The sequence below is a fragment of the Moorena sp. SIO3B2 genome (assembly GCF_010692525.1).
Classification (GTDB): Bacteria; Cyanobacteriota; Cyanobacteriia; order Cyanobacteriales; family Coleofasciculaceae; genus Moorena; species Moorena producens.
Genome location: NZ_JAAHHE010000994.1, coordinates 1 through 1,044, shown reverse-complemented (window position 1 = coordinate 1,044; position 1,044 = coordinate 1). Strand labels below are relative to the sequence as shown.

General features: G+C 46.4%; 1 pseudogene. It reads right to left on the bottom strand.

What is annotated here, in order from left to right:
- Window positions 1–64: 64 nt before the first annotated feature.
- Window positions 65–1,044 (bottom strand): annotated as a pseudogene (locus tag F6K38_RS42985) (ABC transporter permease); the annotation flags it as partial.

Sequence of the window (1,044 nt, the reverse complement as noted above, 5' to 3'; positions counted from 1 at the left end):
GGAGAAACGGAAAGCTACCTTGAACACGAGCGCCGGGATTTATCCCGGCTCGCTCCACGCCCACCTAATGAATTAGGTGGCTAACTCTCGCTTGATATTTCTCTGTTTTTCCAGAAAGCAAGGCTTTAGTTGTTGATTCTCCTGCTTGTCGCAATTGTCTTCCTAGCTGTACGTTAAATAACGTTAGGGCTAGGGACTGAGCAATGATGGCCAAGAAAACACTTCCATTAGCATAGGGCAAAATACCCCAATGAAATACCGAAAATAGCCATATAGCAGGAGTCTCATAGAGAGTCATCGACCCAATCCAGAACAGGATGGGTGGTAAGAGAATCAATCCTCCTACCGCTATTACTGCACCAGCGGCTCGCTTCTGTGTTTTCATCAACAGCATTAACTGAGCAACTGTGGCGTAAATCATGATCAGACTGCTATTGAGCAACAGTGCGAAAAGGGCAGGTATCTTGTACTCATTGGCAGGCCAAAGTAATATCCACGTCAGCAACATCGCAGATGCGATCGCACAATTTATTGCCACTGCTACCACAGCGGGACTTTTGTCACCCCAGATTAAGTCAGCTATCACCCCTCCTTTTTTGCGGAAAGTCCGATCCTGATGTCGGTAACGCGCCCAATCTTGTAAGGTTTGTCGATGGGGACTCAAGGCAGCAATCAGAGCTAAAAACAGCACCACGTTGAACACCAGCAGCATCTGTGAATTCTCTTCCAAGCCATGGGTATAACCACGCCAGTTCTTGTATTGAGGGTTGAGGGCAAATCCTAAAATCACTGCTTGAAAGCTAGCGGTCAGCCAGTAACTCTGTTGTTTGTTAATCAGGGTAGCTTTAGGGTTATGGAAGCAACGATTTAGCCCTTGCCCAAACCAGTAGGTCCCAACACCGTAGTTGAGGACAATAAAACCAGCCATAGTCCAGAAACTGGCACCGATATGGATACCAAACCAGCGCAAATCTTGGAAACTACGCTCAACAGGATAAAAACTATTCGGATCAAACGAATTAGAATCAATCAGGTACGGTAAGA